The organism is Echinicola salinicaeni (assembly GCF_014280965.1).
In the GTDB taxonomy this organism is placed as follows: Bacteria; Bacteroidota; Bacteroidia; order Cytophagales; family Cyclobacteriaceae; genus Echinicola; species Echinicola salinicaeni.
The window spans coordinates 92,606-114,793 of the sequence record NZ_JACODZ010000002.1 but is presented as its reverse complement, the minus strand read 5'-3'; the positions used below and the strand labels follow the sequence as shown (position 1 = coordinate 114,793).

General features: G+C 39.8%; 14 protein-coding genes. 1 reads left to right on the top strand and 13 read right to left on the bottom strand.

Features of this window, described 5'->3' with window-relative positions; genetic code table 11:
- Nucleotides 1-49: 49 nt before the first annotated feature.
- The 12 genes from H7U17_RS04040 to H7U17_RS03985 form a co-directional block, all read right to left on the bottom strand.
- Entirely contained in the window at nt 50-1,069 is a 1,020-nt protein-coding gene (locus H7U17_RS04040) for a FecR family protein (protein WP_186755120.1), read from the bottom strand.
- Nucleotides 1,070-1,150: 81 nt separating this feature from the next.
- Complete coding sequence (locus tag H7U17_RS04035; RefSeq protein ID WP_186755118.1) at nt 1,151-1,687, bottom strand: RNA polymerase sigma-70 factor; 537 nt, start codon at nt 1,685-1,687, stop codon at nt 1,151-1,153.
- A 219-nt stretch (nt 1,688-1,906) separates the two neighbouring features.
- Nucleotides 1,907-3,418 carry an arylsulfatase gene (locus H7U17_RS04030; RefSeq protein ID WP_186755116.1) on the bottom strand — a complete coding sequence of 504 codons (1,512 nt, stop codon included), beginning with the start codon at nt 3,416-3,418 and terminating at the stop codon, nt 1,907-1,909.
- Nucleotides 3,419-3,623: 205 nt separating this feature from the next.
- A complete protein-coding gene (locus H7U17_RS04025; RefSeq protein ID WP_186755114.1) occupies nt 3,624-5,150 on the bottom strand; it encodes a RagB/SusD family nutrient uptake outer membrane protein in 1,527 nt (508 codons plus the stop codon).
- Between the two features lie 91 nt (nt 5,151-5,241).
- A complete protein-coding gene (locus H7U17_RS04020) occupies nt 5,242-8,283 on the bottom strand; it encodes a SusC/RagA family TonB-linked outer membrane protein (RefSeq protein ID WP_186755112.1) in 3,042 nt (1,013 codons plus the stop codon).
- A 406-nt stretch (nt 8,284-8,689) separates the two neighbouring features.
- Nucleotides 8,690-10,324, bottom strand: coding sequence for an arylsulfatase (locus H7U17_RS04015; protein ID WP_186755110.1), 1,635 nt, complete (start codon nt 10,322-10,324; stop codon nt 8,690-8,692).
- 149 nt (nt 10,325-10,473) lie between these two features.
- Nucleotides 10,474-11,604 carry a family 43 glycosylhydrolase gene (locus tag H7U17_RS04010; protein WP_186755108.1) on the bottom strand — a complete coding sequence of 377 codons (1,131 nt, stop codon included), beginning with the start codon at nt 11,602-11,604 and terminating at the stop codon, nt 10,474-10,476.
- A complete protein-coding gene (locus tag H7U17_RS04005; RefSeq protein WP_186755106.1) occupies nt 11,604-12,992 on the bottom strand; it encodes a sulfatase family protein in 1,389 nt (462 codons plus the stop codon). The genes H7U17_RS04010 and H7U17_RS04005 overlap by 1 nt, the downstream gene beginning before the upstream one ends.
- Before the next feature lie 32 nt (nt 12,993-13,024).
- Nucleotides 13,025-14,434 carry a sulfatase family protein gene (locus tag H7U17_RS04000; protein ID WP_186755104.1) on the bottom strand — a complete coding sequence of 470 codons (1,410 nt, stop codon included), beginning with the start codon at nt 14,432-14,434 and terminating at the stop codon, nt 13,025-13,027.
- On the bottom strand, nt 14,431-15,492 hold the full coding sequence (locus tag H7U17_RS03995; RefSeq protein ID WP_186755102.1) for a family 43 glycosylhydrolase: 1,062 nt from the start codon (nt 15,490-15,492) through the stop codon (nt 14,431-14,433). The genes H7U17_RS04000 and H7U17_RS03995 overlap by 4 nt, the downstream gene beginning before the upstream one ends.
- Nucleotides 15,493-15,561: 69 nt before the next feature.
- Complete coding sequence (locus tag H7U17_RS03990; RefSeq protein ID WP_186755100.1) at nt 15,562-17,445, bottom strand: glycoside hydrolase family 2 protein; 1,884 nt, start codon at nt 17,443-17,445, stop codon at nt 15,562-15,564.
- A 246-nt stretch (nt 17,446-17,691) separates the two neighbouring features.
- Nucleotides 17,692-19,350: a sulfatase family protein gene (locus H7U17_RS03985; RefSeq protein ID WP_230981257.1), complete on the bottom strand. Its 1,659-nt coding sequence runs from the start codon at nt 19,348-19,350 to the stop codon at nt 17,692-17,694.
- Between the two features lie 313 nt (nt 19,351-19,663).
- On the opposite strand from H7U17_RS03985, the gene H7U17_RS03980 reads away from it, so the two are divergent.
- A complete protein-coding gene (locus tag H7U17_RS03980) occupies nt 19,664-20,104 on the top strand; it encodes a hypothetical protein (RefSeq protein WP_186755098.1) in 441 nt (146 codons plus the stop codon).
- Between the two features lie 190 nt (nt 20,105-20,294).
- Here H7U17_RS03980 and H7U17_RS03975 read toward each other — a convergent pair whose 3' ends face one another.
- Nucleotides 20,295-22,169 carry a RagB/SusD family nutrient uptake outer membrane protein gene (locus H7U17_RS03975; protein WP_186755096.1) on the bottom strand — a complete coding sequence of 625 codons (1,875 nt, stop codon included), beginning with the start codon at nt 22,167-22,169 and terminating at the stop codon, nt 20,295-20,297.
- Nucleotides 22,170-22,188: the final 19 nt, after the last annotated feature.

Genomic DNA, 22,188 nt, shown 5'->3' with positions numbered 1-22,188 from the left:
GAATAATCTAATCATGTTACATGGGTTTAATTAATTTTAATCTACTGATCTATCGATAGATGAATAACTCATCGTCCTTAAGGCTATACTGTACATTTGTAGAAAGCTTGATAGCCCTCATCAAGTATTCCAATGATTCATTGGATATTTTCCCTGTAAATCTGAGTTCTTTTAACTCCTCAGATTGGAAGCTTACTTGCACATTAAACTGACGCTCCAATTGTTTGGCAATATCACCAAGTTGGGCAGCATCAAATATAAACTGGGCATCTTTCCATGATGCTTCTCCGAGCATATTATCCTTGCTAAGACGTTCTTTGGTGATTTTCGGCCTATGATTCCCTGATGAAGGATCTGCTTTTTGATACACCACTTTATCAGCAGGGTCCAATAATACTGGCTTAATATCCTCATAAGCATTACTGCTGAGCATCAATTTCCCTGTCAACAATGTGGTTTCTATCTCTTCCTCATCCTCATATGATCTCACGTTGAAAGAAGTCCCCAATACTTTAAGGTCAACCTCATTGGCAGTAACCAAAAAGGGCAACTTCGATTTGGTCACTTCAAAGAAACCCTCACCTGAAAGGAATACTTGTCTGATATCTTCATTAAAATGATTGCCATACTTTAGGCTACTTCCTTCATTAAGCCAAACCTCTGTTCCATCTTCCAAAACAATATGACTTCTGCTACCTTCTGGGCTGCTCACCGTGATAAAATGCTGTACTCCATTCTCTCCAGAACCAAAAGGCAAATGGTAAAAGAGTGCTCCCAATGCCAATATCAAAGCTAAGGTTGCTGCTACAGCTAGTTGCCTCTTTCTGGAAATCAAACGTGTTGTTCCTGAAACTTGAATACGGTTTTGGATTTTCTCCCAATCATCTTCCAAGAACAACATTTCTTCATCCAATTGACCGGTCCATTTCCAAGCCCGCTCTGCATGGCGGTACTTTTCCATAGCCTCAGGATTTTGGGAAACATATTCCTCCAATCTTGCAACTTCACTTTCAGATGCTTCTCCGCTCAACACCTGAGCTAATAAATGGTCAAATTCAACTGTACTCAAGAGATGTATTTTTTGTTACTTATGCCTAAGACAAAAAATGATGATGCAACCCCTAAAGGGAATTGAAAAAAAATTGAAATTTTATGTGATTCTTTCTGACAAGTCCCTGAGCCGCCTTAAGGCAATACTCATTTGGGCCTCTACTGTTTTGATGCTAACACTCAGAATTTCAGCTATTTCCTGATTCGTTTTATGCTGAAACCGCTTTAAGCGAAATACTTCCTGACACCTAGGCGGAAGATTTTTGATTTCCTGTAAAAATGCGTTTTCATACTCACTATATACCATATTTTCAAAAAAATGGTTACCATCCCCAGGGTCATGGTCTATGTTTTCCAAGCTCACAGACTTTCTTTTTAACTTTAAAAAATTAAAGCATCGGTTTTTCACCGAAGTGTACATATATGATTTGATGGAAACCTTGATTACGAGTTTTTCTTTAAACTCCCAGAGATAAACAAAAAAGTCTTGAACCAACTCCCTTGCTGTATCTAAATCTGTCACAAACTTATGGGCAAAAAGCACCAGCAAGGTGTAATAATGATCAAATAGGCGCTTAAATACAGACCTATCCCCCCGTCTTAATCCATCAACTATTTGTTCCGATTCGCCTACCATGAGTTTACGCTCTATTTGTCAAAATGGAACGAAATAAAATAAAAAGAAAACGAAATTACAACTATTAAGAAAATTTGAATATTACTAGTATCAGATAGTATCATTAATTCGAATAAATACCACAAAAAAGCCAAACTGGAAATCCAGGTTGGCTTCTTTAATTTTTAGATTTCAGATCAATCCATTTTATTCGGTAAAAGCTATAACAAACTTCGAGATTTAATCTACTATAAATAGGTTTTGATCCTCCTCCCCTTCAGATGCGAACAAAGGAAAAGTAGGATTGGTAATATGTGATGATTCCATTAATGATTTCATCTCTTTCACTACCTCTGGATGATCCGAAGCTATATTACTCTCTTCCCCAGGGTCATTCTTTAAATTGTATAGCTCAATAGGTGCATCTTTATTTTTCTTCACATTAAGTTTTACAGCTTTCCAATCCCCTTTTCGAACAGCTTGTTTTCCTCCCTGCTCCACAAATTCCCAGTACAAATGATTGTGCTCTTTTTGTTCTTCTCTTCCAAGTAAGGTAGGTAAAAATGAAATCCCATCTAGCGCTGGCAATTGCTCGTAACCAATAATCTCGGCTATGGTCGGCAAAACATCCCAGAAGGCGGACACATGATCAGTTTGACTACCAGCTTCAATTTTTCCCGGCCATTTTACGACAAAAGCTGTACGGATTCCTCCTTCATACAAATCTCTTTTATAACCTCTATAGCCATCATTGGAATCAAAGAAATCCGGGTCATTGCCCCCCTCTTGATGAGGGCCGTTATCACTGGCAAACATGATGATGGTATTTTCTGTCAATCCATTTTCTTCCAGTTTTCCAATGATTTCTCCCACATATTGGTCGATCCTTTCCACCATGGCCGCATAGGTGGCCCTAGGGTATTCTTGGGACTGATACATACCTATTACCAAGTCCTCTCCATAGTCAGCACCTTTTTTTCCCACATAGGCTTTCTCATCACCGAATCTTTCTCGGTATTTATTGATGGTAGCTGTATCTGGCGAGGCCAATTCAGCATGGGGAGCTACCAAAGGAACGTACATAAAAAACGGTTCGCCCCTATGTTGATCTATAAAGGCCAGTGTCTTTTCATGGATTACATCTTGGGCATAGGTTTCCTTATTTATCCATCCATTGCCCTCCAAAGTAACTTTATGGTCATTCTCCCATAGGTAATTAGGATAATATCTATGGGCCTGACGCTGGCAATTATATCCAAAGAAATAATCCATTCCCTGATTATTGGGATCTCCAGTAGTGCCTACGAACCCTAAACCCCATTTACCAAAAGTCCCGGTTATATATCCAGCTTTTTTCATCATGGTCCCGATCGTAAAAACCGAATCTGGCATGGCTTCCTGGCCTTCTGGTTGATATTCTTTATTTCCACGGATAGGTGTGTGTCCAGTATGAAGCCCTGTCAATAATGCTGATCTGGATGGGGCACAGACTGTACTCCCTGTATAGTGATTTGTAAATTTAATCCCAGTGGAAGCCAGTTTATCAAGATTAGGCGTTTCTATTTTTTCTTGCCCATAAGCCCCTATGTCTGCATAGCCCATATCATCCGCAAGGATATAAATAATATTAGGTTTGACTGGAGAGTTGTTCTCTTCTTCTGCCTGCTGCTTTCCTGAACAGCTAGCTAAAATGAAGCTACCAAGTGCGGCCACCAGTAAAGACTTGGAGGCATTGATCAAAATATATTTCATGATTTATTGAAATTTGTAATCGTTAACCAATCAAATGTACCCTTTATTGGGATAATTGATTTTTAGTATCTGTATAAATATTATGAATTATTTCTGCCAAAAAAATAACCTAAATCATTTTCCAGCAATAACAAAATTACCCTAACAGAATAGCCTGATTTCTTTTAAATCAGGCTATTCTGTTATCTAGTTTTTCTTCTATAAATCACCTGTACCCATTATTGCTAGGATCAGATTCCAACAATGCTGGATTCAGCACAAACTCTTCAGTAGCAATGGGTAAAAGCACGTGGTAGGGTTGAATATTATCAGCAGGATTCCAAACCCGGTACTCGGTATTCTTCACGACTTCTTCTAAAATCCCCCAGCGTATAAGGTCAAGCCTGCGATGCCCTTCACCACCTAATTCCCATCTTCTCTCATCATATATGGCCTGACGGAAAGTAGCTTGTGTCAAACCTGACAAGGGCATGTCTGGTTCATAAGCCCTTTCCCTAACCCGGTTGATATATTGATAAGCAATAGCAGTAGGTCCATTTAATTCGTTTTCGGCTTCTGCCGCCATCAAATAAACATCCGCCAATCTGAAAATAATTTTATTATCCCCATGGTTTCCCCTCGGGGAGTTGATCTGATCCAAATTCCACATTTTAGGCATATATGGAAAGTTCATTTCAAACCCCAGGTAATTAGTAGTAATATTGGAAGTCCTTCTCAAGTCATTCTGAGGAAAATCATTGACATAACCAGGCAGTGGTATCGCAAGGCCATATCCTGTGAACCCTTCATTTCTTGCTGCCAAGGCTGCACTGAGCGCAGCCCTTTGGGTTGGATCCTTAGGTTCGTCCCTAATACGCGGTGTAAAGTGATCCACCCAATCAGTCGAACGAACATCCTTCACAAAATCTATTTCCCAAATATTCTCTGAATTGTATTCATTGAACTGATCAAATATAGCTGCATAATCATCTAGCAATTGATGCGGAGAGCTATTAATGATTTCCTCTGCTTTGTTTTTAGCTGCTTGCCAGTTTTGCAGAATTAGGTAAAGTTTAACCATTACTGTAGCTGCAGTCCATTTACTTGCTTTCCCCAAATCGTCACCAGTATAACTATCAGGCAATAAATCCTGAGCTGCCTGGAGATCATTGAGAATATCACTCCTAATCTGATTAGCATCAGTTCTTCCTAAGCCTTGGATTTCAGAAATGGGCAAGTTATCTCTATAGTAGGGCACATCTCCCCAAAGATTCGTAAGATGATAATAGGCATAAGATCTTAAAAACAAGGTTTGCCCCCGAAAATAATCCCTTTCATCATCACTTAAGGCTTCATTTAAATCCAACTGTTCCAATATGGTATTTGAATTAAGTATTATGGCATACAGGTTTTGCCATGTCAATGGTGCTCCACCTCCTTGGGAAATAGCACTGATATTACTTTCGCTCAAGGTATAGTTCTGCGTAGGCTCAACTTGGTCAAAAACCCTATTGGGACCAATGATATCAGCACCATTTTCATAATACCTGTCCAGCCCCACTTTGCCATGCAATGAGTTTAACTTATAAATATTATACAATCCTACGACCGCCAACTCAAATTCAGCGGGTGTATTGAAGAAATTTGTAGGAGATACGATGTCCTTTGGCTTTTCTTCCAAAAAGCTGTCGCAACCAATGAGCATTATCAAGGCTATTATGGCTGTTATTCCGTTTCTTATTATATATTTCATTTTTTAGATCTTTTTTGGTCCATCGTCCCATTAATCGGGGACTTCAATCGATTAAAACAATCTGGAATGGTCATTTCAGCTATTCTCACCCTTAAAAATCGATCTTAGCTCCTATGGCCACTGTCCTCGATGTAGGGTACTGTCCCTGCGAGAATCCCATGGAAAGATTATCACTGTTTCTACCATATTGGCTAGTCTCAGGATCTTTCAGTCTAAAATCCGATAGTACAAACAGGTTATTTCCTGTAATGTACACGGTAAGTCCACCCAACTTACTGGTTTCCATAGGGAAATTATAAGCCATTCTCAAACTCTTTAACCTGATATGGGAACCATCTTCGATCATCGCTGAGTTATTATAAACCTCTGAAAGTGCGGCAACAGTACCTGCTCTGGGGATATCAGAAGTTGGGTTTTCTGGCGTCCAGCGGTCAAGTGTTTCTGCATATTTGGTGGTTTCTGGCCGGCCAAATAGTGCCGTCTGTGTTAAACTATTAAAAACTTCATTGCCATAAGTTCCTTGAAAAAAGAAATCCAGGTCAAAATTCCCAATGGAAAAAGTATTTCCTATACCGAAATAAAAATCAGGTTGGGGACTTCCCAAGACGATAAAATCGTCCTCAGTGATTTGCTTGTCTCCATTGGTATCCTCAAACCTTGGACCTCCCACATCATGATCTCCGCCTATTCCAGCTTCATCAATTTCTTCCTGTGATTTCCACGTTCCCAGATAGCGCACACCGGTAAATACAGGAGTGGTTTCGCCTACAATCAATCTTGCTCCGGTTCCCCCTTGTTGGGCTGGAGTAGCCAAGTTTATAAAATCAACCCCTCCAAGGTCAACTACCTTATTGTTATTATGGGAAATGGTCAAATTAGTGGACCATTTGAAGTCTGGTTTGCTGATATTGACACTGTTGATCAAAAATTCTACCCCGCGGTTCTGCACCTTACCGATATTCTGTAATTTGCTTACAAAGCCGGTCTGTCTTGGCAGCTGAGCATTAAGGAGCAGATCTCGGGTGTTCTTTTGATAAAAGTCCATCTCGAAATTTAATCTTCCTTCTAAGAAGCCCATTTCCAGACCAATATCAAGCTGTCGGGTTGTTTCCCATTTTAGCTCTGGGTTTTCAGGTCTTCCAAGTACCACACCTGGTTTCTCTATCCCATTAAAAGTGGTATTGGCAGCATTTAAGATAGCCAATGTCCTATAAGAAGGAATTGCCTGGCTTCCTGATAATCCATAACTGGTCCTAAATTTCAAGTCACTGAAAATACCTAGGTTCTTGATAAACTCTTCATCACCTAACCGCCAGGCAAAAGCTCCAGAAGGGAAAAACGCATATTTATTCTCAGGAGCAAATCTTGAAGAACCATCTACCCTTCCTACTACTGTAAATAAGTATTTATCCTTTATGGAATAGTTTACCCTAGCCAACCATGAAACCAATTGGAAGGCATCATAACTGGATCCTACCTCATTCCTTGTTGGATCGGACCCAAAGCCCAAGTTATTAAAACCAGTAACATCATTGGACAGTCTAAAAGCCCTGGACACACTGGATTCAAACTCAGTTTTCTGCAGGGTAAACCCAGCCAAGGCGGTCAGTCTATTGCCATTGGAGTAATCCTTGATATAATTTAGCGTGTTCTCATTAATATAGCCCATCCTCAATGAGGTACTTACTGCTGCATCCCCGCCATTTTGAAGGATCAAATTATTGGGTAGGGCCCCAGGGTTAAAAACATTTTGTTTGAAATTATTGATTTCAGGACTAAAAGTAGTTTTGAAAGTAAGGTTTTTCAAAGGTTCCAGTTCAACATAAATATTCCCTAGGATATTGGTTACCAAATTATAGTTTTGTCGCATTTGTAAATCTGCTTCAAAATTCCTTGTCACCCCATCAGTAATAGGGTCCAGTGCCGTAAAATTACCTTCATCATCATAAATGGCCCGTGTCGGTGTGGTAGATAAGTACAAGTTGGAAAAGCTAATCTTGCTATTTTCATTTTTCAGCCTTGACACATTTACCCGAAACCCAACTTTCACCAAATCGGACAATTGATTATCCATATTGGCCCTGAAAATATACTTTTTAATACCTGTCTCTCTTATCAATCCTTCTTGATCAAAATAATTGGCTGAGACATAATAATTCACCTTTCTGTCTTCCGACATTCCTGAAATGGAAACATCAATATTTTGAACGGCACCATTTTGACTAACCTGGTCTATCCAATCTACATTGGGCACATTATCCAGGTCTATGAAAGGCAGTGCAGATTGCCTGAATTCAGCATCCTCATTGGCATAAGCGGCATGTTGTGGTCCATCCAAAAAGTCGACTTTCGTCACCATGGACTGAACCCCATAATAAGCATTAAAGGAAACTTTAGTCCCTCCTCCAGCTCCAGCGCCGCTTTTGGTGGTGACCAAAATCACTCCATTTGCTCCCCTAGTACCATAAATAGATACCGCTACTGCATCCTTTAGAATATCTATGGACTGTATATCATTGGTATTGATATTACTCAGGTTAAAATCCGTACCAACAATAATTCCATCAATAACCCACAGGGGTTCATTATTACCTTGAATAGAATTACCTCCACGAATCCGGATGGTAGGAGCCGCGCCGGGTTCTCCACTAATCTGTGAAACTTGAACACCTGCAGCTCTTCCTTGAAGGGTCTGGTCTACCCTTGCGGCAGGTAGATTCTCCAACTGTGCTCCCTCCACCTTACTGACAGAGCCTGTTAAATCCTTCTTATTCACTTGGCCGTAACCAATCACCACTACTTCTTGAAGGTTAGAAAGATCAGGGCTCAAAGCCAAATCAACGGTGGTTCTTCCATTTACTGGAACATTCTGTGTAGCATACCCTAAATAACTGAAACTAAGGCTTGCATTTGAAGGCACGGAAATTTCAAAGCGCCCATCAATATCAGTGGCAGTTCCGTTAACATTATCCGTATTTTTGGTAGATAATTCAATAACATTGACACCGGGAATGGTCATTCCTGTTTCCGAATCAGTCACCGTTCCTGAAACAGTAATGTTTTGCGCATAGGCTGTCGCTGCATAAAACAATAATACCACAGCCAGCAAATACTTTTGTGTAAAGTTGCTCATAATGGTTATTTTGAGATTGAAAGTTAAATGATTAATTCCCCGTTTAATGCTTGGGAATAATTGTAATCATATCCTTGGGAAGACTAATTCAAACCCAAAAACATTTGATAAGACCTTAAGTCCAATAGGGGCTAAAATACGCATGGCCCCCAGCCTGTAAACAAATTGAAAAAATGTAAAATCGAGAATTAGCTGAAAGCTATTTAATATTTAAATAGCATGAAATAATTATACTTTTCAATGATTAATATAAGCATTTATTTCATCATTATATTAATACTAGATCAGATATTCCTATTGGCCTATTTCACGTCGAAAAATCACATCATCAAAAACAAAAAAAGGCTCGGGAAATATTTCCCAAGCCTTTTTTTATTGGATCAAGATCCATGAAAAGGACCTTAGTTCATTTTCTCTTACGCAATTCGTTAATCTCTGTCCATGTCTTTACCCCCTTTTCATCTGCCCATTCCATCCACATTTCACTCATTTGTTTCACCTTCTCTGGCATGCTTAATGCCAAATTATTTGTTTCAGTACGATCAGCTTCCATATCATAGAGTTCCCAATTGTATTCACTTTCCTTATTCCATTTAGAAACCAGCTTGTATTTACCATCTCGTACAGCTTTTTTCCCTTCATGTTCAAAGAAAATTGCTTCTTCATGCACAGGTTTAGAAGTTTCACTTAATGTGGGAAGTATGCTTTTACCCTGTAATGGAGCTATCGTATTTCCTTTAAATTCCTTAGGGTATTCCGCTCCTGCGAGTGAACTAAAAGTGGCCATAACATCTGGTAAATAAGCATATTGATTGACCTTATTACCCTCCCTTTTTTCTATTCCAGCTGGCCAATGAACTATAAAAGGAGTTGCCATTCCTCCTTCATGCATCCAGTGTTTATATTCCCTGTAAGGGGTATTTGAAGCATTAGCCCATGCACGTCCATATGACAATATATACCCTTCCTTCGTACCTAGCTGGGCGGCAGGTCCACTACCCAGCTCATCAAATTCTGCACATGCTCCATTATCATTGAGGAACACGATCATGGTGTTCTCTAACTCTCCCTTTTTCTCTAAATAGTCCACCAGTCTCCCAATATTCTGGTCCATCCTGTCTACCATAGCGGCATAGATAGCCATTCGGTAATCCATTTCATCCTTTTTATCTGCAGCGAGCTCATCCCAGCTTCTGGCATCTTGGGCAGTCAGCTCCCATTTGGGATCTATCAAGCCCATTTCTTTCATTCTAGCAAATCGCTCTTCCCTTAGTTTTCCCCAGCCCTTCATGTACTTACCTCTGTACTTTTCCACATCCTCCTTTGGAGCCTGTAAAGGCCAATGAGGCGCATTATAGGCCAAGTACAAAAAGAAAGGTTTTTCCTTATCTTCAGCTTGGGCTTCATCGATAAATTGCATCGCTTTATCGGTAAAGGCATCCGTGGTATAGTAATCAGGGTCGGTAATACTTATAGTATCATTCATATAAGTTATCCCTCTAGGTGGCTTAGGTCTAAAAAAGTTGCCTGCACCTGGAATAAACCCATAAAATTTATCGAATCCCCTCTGCAATGGCCAATCTTCAAAATCAGTTCCCAAATGCCATTTTCCCGTCATCAAAGTATGATAACCTGCTGGCTTAAGGACCTGCGCTATGGTTACACATTGCTCGTTAAGGCTTCCCTCATAGGAAGGAATCCCATAATTATGCCCTGTTGGATTACCCGGTGGATTGGTCATATGACCAATTCCAGTTTGGTGGGGATGCAAACCAGTCATCAAGGAAGCCCTAGTGGGACAACATCTAGCAGAATTATAAAACTGTGTAAACTGTAATCCGTTTTTAGCTAATTTATCAAGATTGGGCGTATTGATCTCTCCTCCATAACAGCCTAAATCTGAATAGCCCATATCATCTGACATGATCAGTATAATATTGGGTTTCTTTTGCTGTAATCCCTTCTGAGGACTTTTAGAACATGCAAAATTACATAGTAGTAATACTGCTAAAAAACTTGATGAAATTTTATTCTTCTTCATATTTCAAACTTGTAATAATAACTTATCAAAATTCAAATATCCAACTAAGAATCAGGTCAATACACCATAATAACAAGACAGTAAAATTGCTCATCAGAAACAGTGGCTTAATTGCCTTTTTCTTTCATTGTTTTTTCGGTAATCCTTAATTATTGAAATTGCTGGGCCTCATCTGGACCGGGATTGGCATAATCAGGATCTTTTGCCCGAATATAAATTTCACCATCATCCAATATTTTAACTTCCAGTGGGACAATAGTCGTTCCTTGCTCATTGATGGTTTGGGCAGTTTCTCCCAAATCCCTATCCTGAATCCCATCCTTACTAACAGGAGGCACATTCCCATTATAAAAAGCGGTACACCACCATCTTCCCTCTTTATCCTGAAAAGGTGTACCATGTCCTAAAAAGCGGCCGACAAACTGCCTTGGGCCATAGGGTCCAGTTACTTTATCAGCAGTGCAATAATAAAGGTTATAAGATCCTTTTCGCATTTCATCTGTTGACCATGCCGTCCCAAAATGCACATATTTATCACCAATTTTACGGATAGTTGCCCCTTCATGTCCAATTACCCTGTCTGAGGGATCTATCCGAACAGGCTCAGCAGCTAAGCCTTGAAATCCCGGTTTGATCGGAGCTATTGTGGTATTACCCCATAAAAGATACCATATCCCATCATCATCCTTGAAAAGTGATGGATCGTGTTTAAATTTCATATCATCACCCATAGGAAAAGAAAAGGGACCATTCATTTCCTTGTCTTTTGTAATAGCTAAATTGGCACCTCCCTTAACTGGACCTGGTGTAGTATGCACATATATCCACTTTCCATCTACATGATAAAGTTCTGGAGCCCAAATTCTCCATTCATCCGGTGAACTTTCCTCAAATTTTTCAGGAAACTTTTCAGCCCAATAGCCTTTATCCAGTGTAAATGGCTCTCCCAAATATTCCCAATCCATCAAATCCAGACTTCTCCAGACCCGCAATTTTCCTCCCACGACACTCGGGGTGCCAAAAATTTCCTGATTCGACTTATCAAGACCAGTATTATAGGGCTCTTCTTTTTCTTGAGGGTCATTAGGCACAGGTGTAGTTCCTGTTAAATAATAATAACCATCCCCATCCAAATAGATAAATGGATCTCTGATCCAGCCTTTCTTTACATAAATGGCTTTATCATGATTTTTATAGGCCTCCATCATTTCATTTTGTCCCTTACAAGAAAGTAATATTAGAAGGGTGAAAAAGGCAAAAGATCTGTTCAATAGGTTCATTATTTGATGGTTTTTATGGATTGGGCATTAGGTTTAGGTGCTCCGACACGGTAGGACTCCCTATAAATTTTCATCTGATCATTTTGCTCATCCAACCATTGGTCTAATTTCTTTTTGAGCTTATTAATCTCTTTTTTGTAACCCGGATCATTGATCAGGTTTTCTTGCTCATTGGGATCCGCCTGAAGATCATAAAACTCCCACTCAGGCCGCTGATAGTACTTTTTAATGATTGCAGCAGCTTTTGGATCCTTTTTAGCCTGTTCATCCCAAGAGTTCCAAAAGGCTCCTGCTCCATCGTTTCTTAAGATATCAGAGTGATTGGTATGATAAGCATCAGGGACCAGGTTCCAAATCAATTTGTACTGGTCTGTTCTTATACTTCTAATAGGATAGATATTGAATTTTCCATCGCCACTATGAGTAGTGTAGATGACATCCCTAAAATGATTTTTTTTGCCTTCAAGAACTTTCTTGAAAGACTGGCCATCCAAACCTTTTGGTGTTTCAGCACCAGTAATGTCCAGTAATGTTGGTAAGATATCTATCCAACTCACATTTGCATCAGTTTCGGAACCTGCTTGGATGACTCCTGGCCATTTAATAATCAAAGGTGTTCTGATCCCAGCATCATATAAATTCCATTTTCCAAAAGGCCATTGTGCGCCGTGGTCACTGGTAAAAAGTGTCAGGGTATTTACCCCAAATTTCGGGTCCAGATAGTCTAATACCCTCCCCATTTCACTATCCAATCCACTTATATCCGTATAATATCGGGACCTGTGCTCCCTTGTAGATTTGGTATCAATAAAATATGGTGGTAAATCTACTTCTTCGGGACTATAGTCCATCTGCTTTGTCCAAAGCACATGCGGCCTTCTATCCCCCACAAATAGGCAGACAGGTCCATCCACCTTCACTGAATCAAAAAAGTGCCTGATATTCTTCTCAAGGTTTACCTGCTCATCATGATGGTAGTCAAAGCCACATTTACTATTCCCCTTATAATGAGCCACTTTCCCAAAAGCATACACTTTATATCCATTGTCCTGGAAGTTTTGGACAAGGTAGGGAATTCCCTCATCTGGAAATGAATGATTGGTTTCGGCTCCATTTCTCGCTGGCAACAAACCTGTCAGCAAAGCGGCCCTACTTGGTGCACAAGAAGGGGTTGCCACAAAGGCATTATGGAACTTCATACCTTCCTGACTGAGGCTTTGCAAGACGGGCGTCTCCACTACTTCTGCCCCATAGGGAGAAGTATCCAAATACCCCAGATCATCTGATAAATATACAATAATATTAGGTTTCTCCTGCTGTGCTATTAAAGGTGCAATACACAGCAGAAAACAGACCACAAACAAAATTCCTATTGAACTCTTTTTCATTTTGGATTTTGGGCTTAATTAATTGATTATTTCTATTTTAATGGGACTTCATATCCCCTTCTCCATTGCAGTAATTTGTGGGCCAAGGTCTTTGCTTTTTCTACTTCCCGCTGGACTAAATTTCTAGCTTCAAATGGATCTTTCTCCAAATGGTACAATTCCGCCTTGGTAGAGTCTGCGTTGATGAGCAATTTCCATCCATTGTCCAAAATGGCGAGATTAGGAGAGATATTTTTATCATGTCCCGGCAATATACTACCACCTACAGAGCTGGCATACTCCCACATAATGGCTTTATGCTGGTCCATTGGATCCCCAAGCATCGCTGCACTCCTATCCTGGCCATCTCCAACTTGGGGATTGCTCAGATTCGCCAATTTCAACAAGGTCGGTTTTAAGTCCACTGCGCTCATCACTGTCTTATTATCTTGCGCTCCCATTGGGATTTTGTCTGGCCAGCTGATAATGAAAGGCATCCTAATACCACCCTCATAAAGACTCCACTTTCTTCCATGAAAGCCACCAGTAAATCCAGGAGGATATTCTCCGTTATTGTAATAGCTTGCCCAATCAGTAGGACCATTGTCACTGGTAAAAACGATAATGGTATTATCCAATTTGTCCATCTTTTCCAAGCCATCTACAAAGCGACCTACTTGCTCATCCAAATTCTCCAAAATGGCAAAGAACCTTGCCTCAGCATCTGAACGGGCTATCTTCTTATATTTCTTTACGCTTCCATTCATAGGCAAATGTGGATCATGCACGTCATTGGGGAAAAGGTGTACATAAAAAGGATCCTTTTTATTGGCTCCAATAAAACTCAGTGCACTGTCTACATAAATCCCTGTTGACTGGTATTTTTCTACCCAATTGATCTGGCCTTTTCCTAGCTTGCTGCTCGCATTTGAAAGTCCATCCCTTTTAAACAACAAACGATCCCCAAGCCCTTCAAAACTTACCAGCGATTGATCAAAACCATAGGCCTGAGGCAATGGTGCATCTCCTACATCACGGCCTCCACCCAAGTGCCATTTACCAAAATGCCCGGTTCGATAACCATTTTCCTTGAATACCTTTGCCATGGTTTCGGCATCTGCATCCAACCAATTGTTCATTCCTCTTTGGGCGTTTCTTGTACTATTGTCCAGATATGAGTGAATTTTATACTTCAATGGATAAAATCCAGTATTCAATGCCGTCCGGCTTGGAGAACAAATAGGCGAATTGACATAAAAATTGGTTAATTTCAGTCCCCTTTCTGCCAAAGCATCCATATTGGGAGTTGCTACTACTTGATTACCAAATGAAGATAAATCCCCAAACCCCATGTCATCAATAAATATGATGACCACATTAGGTTTTTCCTGAGCCCAAACACCCTCATTTTTTCCAAAAAAGCCTATTAAAAATAGACTTAAAATTTTCAATAACTGCTTCATTCTTTATTTATTCTAAATAATTTATTCAATTTTATTTCTGAATCCCTGTCGCACTTTAGGATACTATTTTCTATTTTCAACTCCGCCATTTGAATTACGGACCTTCTATTGGACAAGGCCTGCTTGGTTGCTGGCTGGCCTTTGTATTCTCGCCACGGCTCTACATGATAAAAAATAAAGGCCCGGTCATTTATCACCGCTACACTTGGATGACGTGCCCTTGAATTATCCCATTTTCTTTTTCCATCTTCTAACAAAATGGTTCCTTGAAATTTCCAGTTCTCAGCATCATTACTTTTATATACAAAAAGTCCTTTATGAGGATCGGTAATCAACCAATAGCTTCCCTTCCAGTTAAAAACATATGGCGCTTCTTCAAATCCCGAACCAGTTGCACTGGCATTAAAAACATCACTTTTAGAAAAACCCTGATCTTCCCAAGTGTCCATATCTTTAGAGGAAAGGTGATAGAGCTGGTTTTTTTCTTTTGGCTTCTTTGCTTTGTACCATAAATGATAACTTCCATCTTTTTTGTACACCGTCGCGTCTAATGAATTCAAAGCCGGATCATGCACCTCGCCAATTCTTTCCCAGCCATCAATGGGGTCTTTCTGGCTTGTTTTATAGTGAATGATTTTTCCGGGACCTCCAAAATAGGATTCATTGACCAGTTCATATTCAGGCTTCCACGTCACAAACATGTGAAGGTATCCATCATGAGCAATAATGGCCGGGGCCCAATAAGTTGCTTCAGCATTTTTAGTTCCACCGACGCCATCAAATTTGCAATAGCCCAAAAATTCCCAATCAGATAAGTTTTTGGACCGGATGACTCCCAAGGGTGTTCCCAAGTAGGTGTTCTCTTGGAGAGGTTTTCTGGAGGTATAATAGATATAATAATGTCCATCCGCAGGATTGTAAATCACTTCTGGATCACAGGAGCCATGCCAATTGGGATCCACAAATAAAGGATCTGGTACTTGGGACTGGGCAAAGCAATTTCCCTGGATAAGCAAAAGACCTATAAGGCCCCATATCATCAATGCTTTTCTTTTCATATTTTAGCTATAATATTCATCTTCAGTTAATTCATGAAGAAGTAGTTACTTTCCTTTGAATAATAGCTTTTAATCTACAAGTCCAGCTTCTTTGTGAATTTTATATAAATCCTCAGGACTAATTTTCATAATCTTACGATCATAAGTAATCAGGCCGTTTATCTCGCCTTCCACATCGGTGGTTTGCGTATAAACACCAGCACTGATTCCTTTTTTCTTTAAGCCCCCAAGGATCTCGCTACTTTTCACGTAACGCTGGATATATTCCTCTTTGGTCTTTGGAAGTCCTCCATAGCCCCAGTTGTCCTTTGAGGTGTCCCAAATATGCCCCTCTACTGGCCATCCATGTCCCCCATATTCACCAACTACTTTGATATAATCATCATACAAAGGTACTTCCAATGGAAATAATGGATGAGGATAATTATGTTCATCGGCAATATCCCCAACTTCGAAAAAGTTGCCTCCACTGGCGATATTAAGCAATCTGGAAGGATCATATTTCTTGGTCCAATTCCCAACTTCCATACTACGATGCTGCCCCCAACGCTCATTAAAAGTGGTCCATACAACCACTGAAGGATGATTATAAAGAACATCAATCATCGTTTTGAGCTCAGTCATATATTGTTCATGGGCCCAATCCGGCCAATCAGCATTCAATACATCTTCGTTCCCATCCCACCAATTATTATTTCTTGGGCTATAATCTTTGGAAAGGGCTTTAAGCTTTTTCCATTTTGGCCATTCACTTCCTCCACTACCTCCGGAGGTCTGATCTTGCCAGATCAGGAATCCCATCCGGTCAGCATGGTAATAATAGCGACGAGGCTCGACTTTTTTATGTTTCCTGATCATATTGAAGCCTGCCTTTTTCAGATAGTCCATCTCCCAAACAATCGCTTCATCTGAAGGGGGGAGCAAAAAGCTTCCTGGCCACCATCCTTGATCCAATGGACCTAAATGGAAAATCTTCTCTCCATTGAGCGTAAACTGCCAGTTGCCATTTTCATCACATTCCTTGCCCACGCTTCTAAATCCGGCGTAGGAGGTTATGCTATCTAAAATCTCACCATTTTCCCCAACCAACTCTACCAAAAGGTCATATAAATGCGGAGATGAAGGCGACCATAACTTCACGTTCTTCACGCTCATTCTTACCTCATGGCTAGAGCTATTTTTCTTCATGACTTCTTTTCCATCCTCCAATACGGTAATCCTCAGGCCTGATGGCTGCTTTAGGCCACCTACGATTGCTTCTGCTATCAATTCTCCATGCATATCGGCCAGGATTTTTACTGATTGGACATAAGTCTTCGGAACACTTTCCATCCACACAGTAGACCATATACCCGATGATGGGGAATACCAAATTCCTCGACCATCCCGCTTCTGTTTTCCTCGGAGCTGGTAAAGATCTGGATCGTCCGTACCATCAATTACCCTCAGTTTCACTTCATTTTCCCCTTCCTTCATCAGTTTGGAAACGTCAAAGGAAAAGGGCAAATTACCGCCGATATGTGACCCTGCTAACTGTCCATTGACCCAGACCATACACTTATAATCCACACCTTCAAAATTCAATAAATGATTTTCGTCCTTTTTGGGATCAAAATCAAATGTCCTTCTATACCAAATCACTTCATCAGCCTTGATTCGAAGACCTACACCGGAAAGCGGGGTTTCTAAAGCAAAGGGAACTAAAATATTTTCCTTCCATTCCTTAGGTGCTACAGCCCTATTTGAGGTAATCGCATATTCCCAAAGTCCGTTCAGGTTAAGCCACTGATCTCTTTTCATTTGAGGACGTGGATATTCTTGCCAAACATTGTCGGGGCTAACTTCTTCCGCCCACTTGGTGATAATTTTATCTCCTACTGGTTGCCAACTTTGGGCCTTCAGACCAAAACTGGAAAATACCAAAAGGACAACTGAAACTAAGATTCTTATCATCGTAATTTTTAGGTTAATTATTAATTGCTCTTTAATTGAAATAAAGCCCCAAAATGGATTCATTTCTAAATGGTGATTATTTAAATTATAGAGCTTCTTACTTAGCTTTTCCCCTCTATCCTGATCTTCTTAATGCTGTTTTTAGTCATTCTATAAAATTCATTTTTCTTCTTCCAATCCAATTCCTTGGCTTTTGGACTATCAACAATCAGGTTAATGATGCCATATGTTGGTTTAATTTTTCAACTATAGTTTGAGATTTTTTCTAGCTAGTTCAGGCCCCGACCAGAAGATTTTAGCCTGCTCCTCACTTCCTTTTACTTCGACTATATGGTTCCCTTGATCAAGGCCTATCACCCCGTACCTTCCAAATTTCAACTTTCCCTCCTGCCCCTTGGCAATCAGCTCTCCATCCACATAAATACTTGCATCTCCTTCCACATAGAAAGTATAATAGCCTTTCCTTTCCACAGTAATATTGCCATTCTTTTGTTTGGGACTGAAGTTCATCTTCACGATCATTTTTTCATCATCTATATTAAAGCGCATATGCTTTAATGAGCGCAATTCCGTTTCTAATCCCTGATCACCACAATAAGCCATCCACTCCATCAAGGATCCATACAGCTCATTAATTTTCTCTCCATACCCTGCTTGTATTGCCAAGTTATTTAGATTATAAGGGTCCTTTTGATCGTTATAAAGTTCGATTTTCGGTCTATACTGGTATCTATGTGCCAAATTTTGGTATTGGATATCATCAGAAGCGATCCATTCTTTAAAAAACTTATCCCTTTCTGTTACTGAATTCTTAAATGGAACTTCAGGTGAAAGGTTTACGATCAAACGATATTCCCCATCTGAGACACTTCTGATCCCATAATATTCTGGTCCAAAATAGATCCCTCTGCTGGTCTGTATACCAAAGTTATATTTCCTAAAATCACTAGAATCTTTTCCTTTCAACAAAGGGACTAATGATTTTCCATCTAAACCCTTTGGATTTTCTCCTCCAGCAAGCTCAATAAAGGTCGGCAGCAAATCAATATATTCCACCTGCGCATCCGACTGCATTCCTTTTTCGATTTTTCCTGGCCAATAGGCAATCATCCCAGTGGATAACCCAGCATTATAACATGTCCATTTGGCAAAGGGGAAACTATTGCCTTGCTCACTGGAAAAGACGAAAAGCGTATTCTCATCCAAATCATTTTCCTTAAGCAATTCCAAAACTCTTTTTACTTGGCCATCCATATAATTGATTTCAGCCAAATAGTTTCTAAAACTCTCTCGTGTAGATTTTGTATCTGCTAAATAAGGTGGTAAGGTAATTTTTTCTTTGTCAAATAAGGTAGTGTCCCCTCGATTCCAAGGGCTATGTGGCTCTGTCGAACACACATACAGACAAAAATTATCCTCTTTGGCTTTTGCATCTTTTAAAAAAGCATCAATCTTATTGAAATCAGGATTCAACTCCCTTGTTTCACTCCCGTCCAAATACTCATAATCGAAAACCTCCTTGGGAAGGATATGCCTTTTCCCTGAAAGGGCAACTCTATAACCTAATGGATTTAAATAATCCACTGTTGATTTTACATCTTCGCGGACATAGGTGTGATTTGGGTAGGCTCCCGTTCTGACAGGATACATTCCCGTCATAATTGCATGCCTAGTAGGGGAGCACATTGGAGCACTTTGGTAGGCCCTATTAAACTTCAATCCATTTTCTGCTAACCAATCAATTGTGGGGGTTATGGCATCCTTACTTCCATAGGTACTTAAGTCCCATTTGGTACAGTCATCTGCCAAAAAGAAAACAATATTGGTTTTTTCACTATTATTCCCTTGTCCAAAAACCGATGAATGCAAAAAAACAATCATCAGCACTAATATTGATCTGGTCATTTTAAAAGGTTTATTATTTAATTTACAATTGAGAGTCTTCTTAGGGGCCTTGTTATTCTGAATTATCATTCCAATTATGGTATAAACTCAACAGTGCCTCTTACAGTCAAATTTAAAACTTCCCATAAGCCTTGGACACCCCTATAAACTAATTGCTATTTTAGGGAAATATTAGCAATCCAAATGTTTAAAATCCTTCATAAAACCTAAAAAATCGTTCAAACCATCTACTATATGTATAAATCGCATTCAGAAGTCAAAAACTAAAACCCTAACTATCAGCTTACGTATTATTTAGTTCAACTAACAAAGTATGAGCCATACAAAAGAAATTATATTTCAGAAAAATGATTTGGTCAAGACATTAATGGAGCAAATTGCCACAACAAAAGAGGCAGCAAAAAAAACTTTATTGATCACAACATTGGTGAACAACTTTAAAGATGACCGGATATTCCCATGGTTGCAAATACAGTTAAAAGACCAATCATTGGATCACATCCATTCATTTCTAGTGCAATCCTGTGCCCAATATTCCCTTTCCCAATGCAAGACCGCTCTTCCATTTTTTGTAGACCTTTTAATTGATGGTACTTATGAAGCTTCTATTGCTGCGGCGCAACTTTTACTCACTATCATGGACACCTTCAAACTGGATCAGTCAACGATAGAAGATTTAGAGAAGAAACTAAGCCTTGACCTAAATCCTATTGAACAAGAAAAAGCACTAAAGAGAGATTTAAAAAACATTTGAAATCCAACCAAAAATAATGACCTGGAATTTTTTTCTTTTAACAGCTACTATCAAATTTCATTTTTCACATAAAAGCCTAACGTTCCCCGCTCAACATAAGCAGATCGTTTAAATAATTGAAAAAAAATTGGCCAATTCTATTCAATATAGAATTGGCCAGATTATTATTAAAATCAATTAGGATAAAACCCTATTCAGACCAAAATGGATTTTGCACCAAATTTGGATTCTTGTCGATTTCTCCCTGAGGGACAGGAAACCAATAGTTCTTTTTGGAAAAACGCCTCCTTTGATAAACCGTCCTTTTATAGAAGGCATTGGGATTATTAACATCATCACTGAGTTCATTTCCAAGATAATTCATACCATAAAAATCCCTATTGAGCATTTCCTCTCCAATTTTCCACCTTCTTATATCATTCCACCGAACCCCTTCATTGTTCAGTTCCACCCTTCTTTCTCTTCGGATAGCTTCCCTGACTTCATCCTGACCAGAAAGGGAAATCTGCCCAACTCCAGAGCCATAACCAGGTACTCCTGCCCTCTCTCGGATCAAATTCAGATAATAAAGAATATCTGGATTGCCTGGCTCCACTTCATTAAGCGCCTCACAGTAATTTAGATAAGCTTCCCCAAGCCTATACAAAATTCCTGGCCTATAAGGATTAGTCCCGTTTCTGGGGTCATGGTCCGGATGGGTTTTCTTCCTTAGCAAATATCCATTTTGGGGAGCATCATGTGTGGGGCCACCATCAGCTTCTCCGCTTAGAAAGTGGGTACGTCTCCCTTCTCTTCTGTACCATGCCCTATTATATAATACACTGATATAAAATCGCGGCTCCCTATTACAATACATATTATAGGTTCCTTCTAATGTTACTTGACCTTCTTTGCCTTCTTGATTTCCTTGGGACTCAATCCAATTGGTATTTCTGAATTCAGGTTCTGTAGAAAATCCCTTCTCCACATAACCAGAATTGGGATCATCTATAGGTAATCCATTTTTCATAAAAAAGGCATCCACCAATGACTGGGTAACCCCTAAACCTCCATTCCCACCAGTTCCTCTTGGCTGGGAATGTCTATCATATTCCCAAGTATTTGAGCCAGGTCTCGCAAATAGTATTTCCTTGTTAACATCTCCCTTTTCCAATATCATATTCTGATAGGATAAGAAAGGGTCTATGCTCCCATCTTGGTTATACTCATAATATAGTTCATGTCCAGCATCATGGGCTGCATCTATAAGTTCCTCGCAGGCATCTTTGGCCTTCACCCACTTTTGGGGATCATAGGCCTTATTGAAAAGCTCTTCACCATTATTGTTCACAAAGCCCACATAATCCTGATTGCCATTGACCAAAGGACTGGCTGCAAAAAGTAGTACTCTGGCACGTACTGCCAAACACATGATAGAGGTAGCACGACCATATTTGGTCGCCTCGGAATATTTCGGAGGTAAAATTTCTGCAACTTCCTTAAGTTCCTGATCTATCCAACTAACTATTTCATCAAAAGGACTTTGCCCCTTCATCAGCTCCTCTTGAGTAGCATCAGAAGGCACTACTCCCAAATTAAACGGAACTACCCCATAAGCTTCTATCATTAACCAGTAATAATAAGCAATTAGAAACCTTGCTTCTCCCCGCATATATTCTACGTCTTGCTCAGTTACCTTTTGCGCAGCATTGGGCTTAACATTTTCAATAAAAATATAAGCAGACCTTATCCTTTGTGGAATAGTAGACCAATAGTTTGGCCCCCAGGAACTCGTTGGATTCCAATTGCCTGTCTGTTTGGCTATTACTGTCCATCCAAACTGCTCCCAACCTGTGGAAGGGGCCATATCATCTGACAAAGGATCATAACCAATATCCCTGGTAAACCCCCAATAAGGGTCAGGAATTCCGTTATAAACTCCTGCTAACCAATCCTCAGTCCTGGTTTTATCATTAAAAACCATTTCCAAGGTCAACAGGTCTTCCGGCGCTTTATCCAGATAATTTTCACAAGCAACAAGTGAAAACATGGAAATGACAACTAGTATATATTTTAATATTCTCATTATCTCAGGTTTAATAGGT

What these genes read in the sequence shown, in the direction of transcription:
- H7U17_RS04000 (WP_186755104.1), bottom strand. Translation starts at nt 14,434, where the DNA reads ATGAAGCAGTTATTGAAAATTTTAAGTCTATTTTTAATAGGCTTTTTT.
- H7U17_RS04025 (WP_186755114.1), bottom strand. Translation starts at nt 5,150, where the DNA reads ATGAAATATATAATAAGAAACGGAATAACAGCCATAATAGCCTTGATA.
- H7U17_RS04005 (WP_186755106.1), bottom strand. Translation starts at nt 12,992, where the DNA reads ATGAAAAAGAGTTCAATAGGAATTTTGTTTGTGGTCTGTTTTCTGCTG.
- H7U17_RS04035 (WP_186755118.1), bottom strand. Translation starts at nt 1,687, where the DNA reads ATGGTAGGCGAATCGGAACAAATAGTTGATGGATTAAGACGGGGGGAT.
- H7U17_RS03985 (WP_230981257.1), bottom strand. Translation starts at nt 19,350, where the DNA reads ATGACCAGATCAATATTAGTGCTGATGATTGTTTTTTTGCATTCATCG.
- H7U17_RS03990 (WP_186755100.1), bottom strand. Translation starts at nt 17,445, where the DNA reads ATGATAAGAATCTTAGTTTCAGTTGTCCTTTTGGTATTTTCCAGTTTT.
- H7U17_RS03980 (WP_186755098.1), top strand. Translation starts at nt 19,664, where the DNA reads ATGAGCCATACAAAAGAAATTATATTTCAGAAAAATGATTTGGTCAAG.
- H7U17_RS04010 (WP_186755108.1), bottom strand. Translation starts at nt 11,604, where the DNA reads ATGAACCTATTGAACAGATCTTTTGCCTTTTTCACCCTTCTAATATTA.
- H7U17_RS04030 (WP_186755116.1), bottom strand. Translation starts at nt 3,418, where the DNA reads ATGAAATATATTTTGATCAATGCCTCCAAGTCTTTACTGGTGGCCGCA.
- H7U17_RS03995 (WP_186755102.1), bottom strand. Translation starts at nt 15,492, where the DNA reads ATGAAAAGAAAAGCATTGATGATATGGGGCCTTATAGGTCTTTTGCTT.
- H7U17_RS03975 (WP_186755096.1), bottom strand. Translation starts at nt 22,169, where the DNA reads ATGAGAATATTAAAATATATACTAGTTGTCATTTCCATGTTTTCACTT.
- H7U17_RS04020 (WP_186755112.1), bottom strand. Translation starts at nt 8,283, where the DNA reads ATGAGCAACTTTACACAAAAGTATTTGCTGGCTGTGGTATTATTGTTT.
- H7U17_RS04015 (WP_186755110.1), bottom strand. Translation starts at nt 10,324, where the DNA reads ATGAAGAAGAATAAAATTTCATCAAGTTTTTTAGCAGTATTACTACTA.